Source organism: Oscillibacter sp. UBA6647 (assembly GCA_002455655.1).
GTDB lineage: Bacteria > Bacillota > Clostridia > Oscillospirales > Oscillospiraceae > Oscillibacter.
In genome coordinates, this window is the sequence record DKLF01000152.1 from 3,567 (window position 1) to 8,925 (window position 5,359).

Consider the following 5,359-nt stretch of genomic DNA (forward strand, 5'->3'; position numbering starts at 1 on the left):
GTCCGGGCGTACGCCCGGACCTCCGTTAATGGGTTCTGTGGGTTTTACCGTCTCGCTTCTCCGGAACGGTCAGGCGGGTGGGAGCGACGGCAAAAATCACAGTACCTCCCGCTTATGAGGGCAGCTTTACTCCCCGCCGGGCCTTTCCTGACTTAATGCGCTGTTCATCATCAGCAACAGCTCCAACACACTGCGGAAACTCTCTTCCCTGCGGCCCTCCAGCCACCGGACGGAGCCCTGCCAACTTGCGTTTTGGCGAAATAAAATTCGCAGACTGAACGTAGCCGCGCGGCCCTGCTCCGGGCCCGAAGCCGTGCCCGCCATAGGCGGCTCCACCGAAGCGAAGGTGCGCGTGCACGCAAAAGGCTCCGGAAATTTTGTATCGTCCAGCAATCTCTCCATCTCCAGAAGAAATTGCATCACGCCGCGAAACGCAACGGGCTCCTCAAGCCCCGGATTGATCAGCCGCCCCCTCCACGCGCCGTCTGCGCACTCGTCCACGCAGACCACAGTGTCGCAGTACCGGCTGTCCCACCGCTTGTCCTCCATTTTTGTGCCACGTCCCTTCCTCTTGGACTTTTTAAAACTTGCTATATTATAGCATCAGGAGGTTACAGTAATGGTTACAGGTTTTGTTTGGAATTTCATCCTGCAATAAATAGTATGTAAAATTTTTTAGAGCGGAATACGCCCGTGCTCCGCCGCAAAGCCGAAATTTATTTCTTCCGCTTCCTCTGCCGCAGCTTATAGTCCCGCTTGTATTCGTACATTTTTTCGTCGGCGGCAGCCAGCAGGTCTCCCGCCTGCATGGTGTTATCCGGTCCCACCGAAATCACGCCGTAGCTCATGCTGCGGTCATAGTCCGCGCCTGCCGTCACAAGACTGCCGCGAAGCTGCTCCATGCGCTGCGCCGCTGACTCCGCATCCCAGTTTTCCACAAGCAGCATAAACTCGTCCCCGCCGATGCGGCAGACCACCGCATTCGGAGAGAAATTCAGCATGGCCCCAGACATGGCCATGATATACCGGTCGCCCTCCTCGTGGCCGTACCGGTCATTGACCTGCTTCAAATCGTCCATGTCGATGAAGCAAAGGGCAAAGCTCCGCTTCTCCGCAATCCACTTCTCCAGCGTCTCCATTCCATAACGTCGGTTGTTCAGTTGGGTCAGCGTGTCAAAATTTGCAATATTCTGAAGCTTCCGCATTTGCTCCCGCTCCGCGCTGATGTCGGCCAGCACAAACGCCATGGCATTGTACTGGTCCCAGCGCAGGGGATGCACCGACACGGAAAAATTCTGTGTCTTGCCGCCGTCCGCCGGGAGTTCCAGCTCCGTCACATAAATGTCGCTCTTCCCGCGCATGGCGTCTGTCTGTCGCTTCAGCCACGCAAGCAACTCTGTCGCGCCGTCATCGCTGACGGGAAGGTCGTTCGACGCGCTGCTGACAAACAGAATATCCGAGGTGTCCGCATCGGTCACAATGATCTGCTGTTCAATCTGCTTGGCCAGCATTTCGTAAAGACTTCTGCTCTGCATCATGGTGCGGATCTGCTCCAGGAGAACCGTCCTCCGCCGGTCAAGCTGTTCGATCATGGTGTTAAAGGCGTCGGAAAAGTCCCCCATAAAGTCCACGCGCTGACGGTAATCGCCCATGGCCACCTGCTGGGTCTGCCACGTCAAATGCCTGAGGGAGGCGTGGAGCGCTTTCAGGGGAGCGGCCAGCTCATTGTCGGGTCGGGGCAGCTTTACGTTCAGATTCCCCTTGGAAATGGCCTTGGCAAGTCTCGCGTTGTCCGCCAGACATTTACAGAAAGCAACCATACTGTTTCCAAGTTCCTGAAATTCCTCCGGCAACTCCCCCACGTTTAAAACGGCGCTCTCGGGGTCGTGCATCACCTGTTTCAGATAGCCCTGCAAAATCTCCGCCGCCGCGTTCATACATTACTCACATCACTTTCCATGCCGCCCCGGCTTAAACCGGCGTTCCCCGGAAGCGGCACACCCGGTCGCCATTGGCCCAGCAGTCGATTTCCCGCACGGTGTACTTTTCACCGGTGTACGCCTCCAGAATCCCCTCGATAAAGCCCTCGTCGTAGTAGCATACGGTTCCGTTGGTGACGGGAATGCCGCTGCAATCTAAATCCTCCGCTACCGTCAGCACAATCTCCCCGGTATCCTCCACATAGCTTTCCATCCGCAAGATGCCGATTTTCAGCTCTTTGAGCGCCTTTTGCAGGTCCGCCACAAAGCCGCCGAACTCCACTGTCAGGTCCAGCGCATGCTTTGCAAATTCCGCGCCCGCCAGATAGCCCGCCTGACGAAAGTAGGCGTTGGCCTGCTGGTTGCCGCACTCCCGGCTCAGCACATCCAGCATGGTATACTGCATCAGGCGATAGACCAGCACCGGCATATCCATGCCCAAGTCTCCCCGTCCGCTCTTGACGTCGCCCAGATTCTCCCACTTGAAACAATTATGAGTAGGCGGTTGTTTCTCCGTGTTCATCAAAATTCCCCTAAGCCTGCGGCCCGTAAAATAGATCCCCGTATTCCTCTTGCAGCACTTCCAGCATCAAGCCCGCCATCTGCGGGTCAAACTGCGTGCCCATATTTTCCCGAATTTCGGCTGTGGCCTGCTTTACAGTGACAGCCGGCCGATACACGCGCTTGCTGGTCATGGCGTCATAGGCGTCCGCCACCGCGAGAATCCGGCAGGCCATAGGAATTTCCGTCCCTTTCAGCCCCCGGGGGTACCCCCCGCCGTCCCAGCGCTCATGGTGGGAAAGTATCATCTCCGCCACGCTGGAAAGCTCCGGCGTCGCCTGCGCGATGCGGAAGCCGATCTCGGGATGCCGCTTCATCTCATCCCATTCCGCCTCAGTGAGCGGCCCCGGCTTTCTCAAAACATCAGGATTAACGCCCACCTTCCCCACGTCGTGCAGCAGGGCAAGGAGGGACAGCTCGTCCATCTCCTTAGAGGAGAGCTGAAGCTTTTTACCCACGGCGTGGCAATATTTTTCCAGCCGTTTAGAGTGCTCCTCCGTTTCGTTGCTCTTTTCGTAGAGCGTTGCAAGCAGCGTGCTGATGATGGCGTTGCGATAGCTCTTGCCGTCCAGCAGCTTCTGCTGATACATGTATTCCTCCGCCCGCTGCAGCGCGGTCTGCACGGCGGTGTCGGCGTTGTCCTTGCACGCACACCCCAGCGACAGGCTGAGCGCCAGACTGCTCCCTTTGATTTCAACCTGAATATTTCTGATGCACCGGATGACCGCCTCCGCTTCTTCCAGCCCCTTCCCCGGCATGAGAATCACAAATTCGTCTCCGCCCAGCCGGGCGACAAAATCGCCCCTGCCGCTGCACTCCTCCATCATCTTGGCCACGCTTTTAAGCAGCGCGTCCCCTGCGCTGTGACCAAACACGTCGTTGGTGATCTTGAGGCCGTTTACATCTGCCATAATCACCGAGACCGGAGCCTCTCCCGCCGCGTCCATGCGGCTCATCGTCTCTTCAATGTACCGGCGGTTATACAATCCTGTCAAAGAGTCGTGATAGCTCAAAAACTCAATTTCCCTGCTGTGGGCCTTTTCGCTGCTGACATCCCGGAACACCATCACAACGCCCATGGTATCCTGGCGCTCATCCCCACGGATAGGAGCGGCGTTGTCGGCAATCGGGGTAGGTCTGCCCTGCCGGTCCACCAGCTCCGTGTGATTGGCAAGGCCCATTACCAGCCCCGTCTCCAGCACCTTTTGCACCGGATTCTCCGCTGGTCGTCCCGTCTCCTCGTTGCGCAGAACAAACACCTCTGAAAAGGGCCTGCCCAAAGCCTGTCCGTCCCCCCAGCCCGTCAGCCGCTCGGAAACGGCGTTCATTCCCGTGATGATTCCCTCCCGGTTTGTGGTGACCACGCCGTCGCCGATGGACTGGAGCGTGGTGCGCAGCAGCTCCTTCTCCCGGAGTAGTTCCTCCCGATAGCACTCCCTCTCCGTCACGTCGAACAAAATCGCGTAAAGCAGCCTGCGGTCTTTGTCCCAAATCTCGGAGGCGTATACGTCCAGCAGCCTTGTCTCCCCGTTTCTCAGGCGGTGGGGAGCGGCCTCAAAAAGCGCGCCCGCGGCCATTTCACCATGTATTTTTTGAAGCTGAATGTCTCCGGGCAGAAGGTTAAACTCCTGCACGTTCTTTCCCAGCATCTCCTGCTTTTCAAAGCCGAAATAGCGCAGCAGGGCGGGGTTTGCGTCCATAATTTCTCCCGTGTCCGCGTCTATCACCAGTTTCAGCGCGCTGTGCTGCTCAAACATCGCCTGAAGCCGCGATGCAAACGCCCGGTTGCTCCGTTGGGCCGCGTCCAGCTTTTCCTTGTTGGAAAGAAGCTGATACAAAACAACCCCCGCAGCCGACACGGTAATCAGAATGGTGGTGATGCTGGTAGTCACCACATCCCGAAACAACACGGCAGAGCGCAGCAGAACATCGGGCCCCCGCACAACGGTCACCAGATACCAGCCGTTATACTCCAGATGTGCGGAGGAAAGAAAATAAGTATCTCCCTTGCCAAAAATTTTTGCGCCGGAGGACCCTCCATTCATCACGCCCACGACTATTTTGCCGACCTCCGGTTCCGACAGGCCGTATCCGCGCAGATCGTCAAACAGATTTTCCCCGTGCTCCGGCTGATAGGTGTTATAGACAATCTCTCCACTGCCGGTGACGACGCAGCTATACGGATTCTGATACACGCCGCCGTCGGAAGCGCTGGAAAGCAAATTTTTCTCCTTCAGGCGGACGCAGAGCGCACCGATCATGCCGGAATCGCCAATCAGCGGCCTGATGATCACAATATCCTTTTTTTCCTCCTCGCCAACCACCGCGCTGATGACGGTAACGCCCTTTTGAAGCCGCCCCGTGTCCTCCTCGCTAATCAGCAGCTTCCCCTCTTCAATTTCCTCCGTGGAAAGATAGGTCACAAAATCACCGGTCACAAAGCCGCTGTGCCGATCCAATCGCTCTTGAATATCTCCCGCAAGCCCGGCTTCGGAGCTTAAAAGCATGGCTTCCGCCGTTTTCAGGGACTTCAGCGCCCCCGCAATATCCCGTTTGATGCCCACGGCGGTGTGTTGGGTATTGGTATTCAGACTGGCAGTGACAATTCTCTCAAACTCCGCGTCCAGCTTTTGCTTCTCCCACAGTAAAAGCAGGCCAATAGACATCGTAAACACCAGCACAATAAGCACAAATCCCCGAACTGACCCTTTTTTTAACGCCAGAATAAGTTTTTGCTTGGCGTTTTTCACACAGTTGCCTCCTGTTACAATATATTTGGTGGAAGACATGGCAACCATCCATGTCTTTTACCATCTTGT

4 protein-coding genes are annotated in these 5,359 nt (G+C 56.6%); all 4 read right to left on the reverse strand.

Annotated features, from left to right (window positions below; all coding sequences use genetic code 11):
• Positions 1-126: 126 nt before the first annotated feature.
• On the reverse strand, positions 127-549 hold the full coding sequence (locus B2W96_RS11175) for a hypothetical protein (RefSeq protein WP_293010421.1): 423 nt from the start codon (positions 547-549) through the stop codon (positions 127-129).
• A 167-nt stretch (positions 550-716) separates the two neighbouring features.
• Positions 717-1,937 (reverse strand): sensor domain-containing diguanylate cyclase, encoded by a 1,221-nt coding sequence (locus B2W96_RS11180; protein ID WP_293010423.1) that lies wholly within the window; start codon positions 1,935-1,937, stop codon positions 717-719.
• Positions 1,938-1,971: 34 nt separating this feature from the next.
• Positions 1,972-2,502, reverse strand: a complete 531-nt coding sequence (locus B2W96_RS11185) for a 4-vinyl reductase (RefSeq protein WP_293010425.1) — start codon at positions 2,500-2,502, stop codon at positions 1,972-1,974.
• A gap of 10 nt (positions 2,503-2,512) precedes the next feature.
• The gene (locus B2W96_RS11190; RefSeq protein ID WP_293010427.1) at positions 2,513-5,290 is read right to left on the reverse strand and encodes an HD domain-containing phosphohydrolase; all 2,778 of its coding nucleotides are present in this window, start codon (positions 5,288-5,290) and stop codon (positions 2,513-2,515) included.
• Positions 5,291-5,359 lie beyond the last annotated feature (69 nt).

Bases quoted from the DNA above. Each gene is read 5' to 3' on its own strand.
- B2W96_RS11175 (WP_293010421.1), bottom strand. From the start codon at position 549: ATGGAGGACAAGCGGTGGGACAGCCGGTACTGCGACACTGTGGTCTGC.
- B2W96_RS11180 (WP_293010423.1), bottom strand. From the start codon at position 1,937: ATGAACGCGGCGGCGGAGATTTTGCAGGGCTATCTGAAACAGGTGATG.
- B2W96_RS11185 (WP_293010425.1), bottom strand. From the start codon at position 2,502: ATGAACACGGAGAAACAACCGCCTACTCATAATTGTTTCAAGTGGGAG.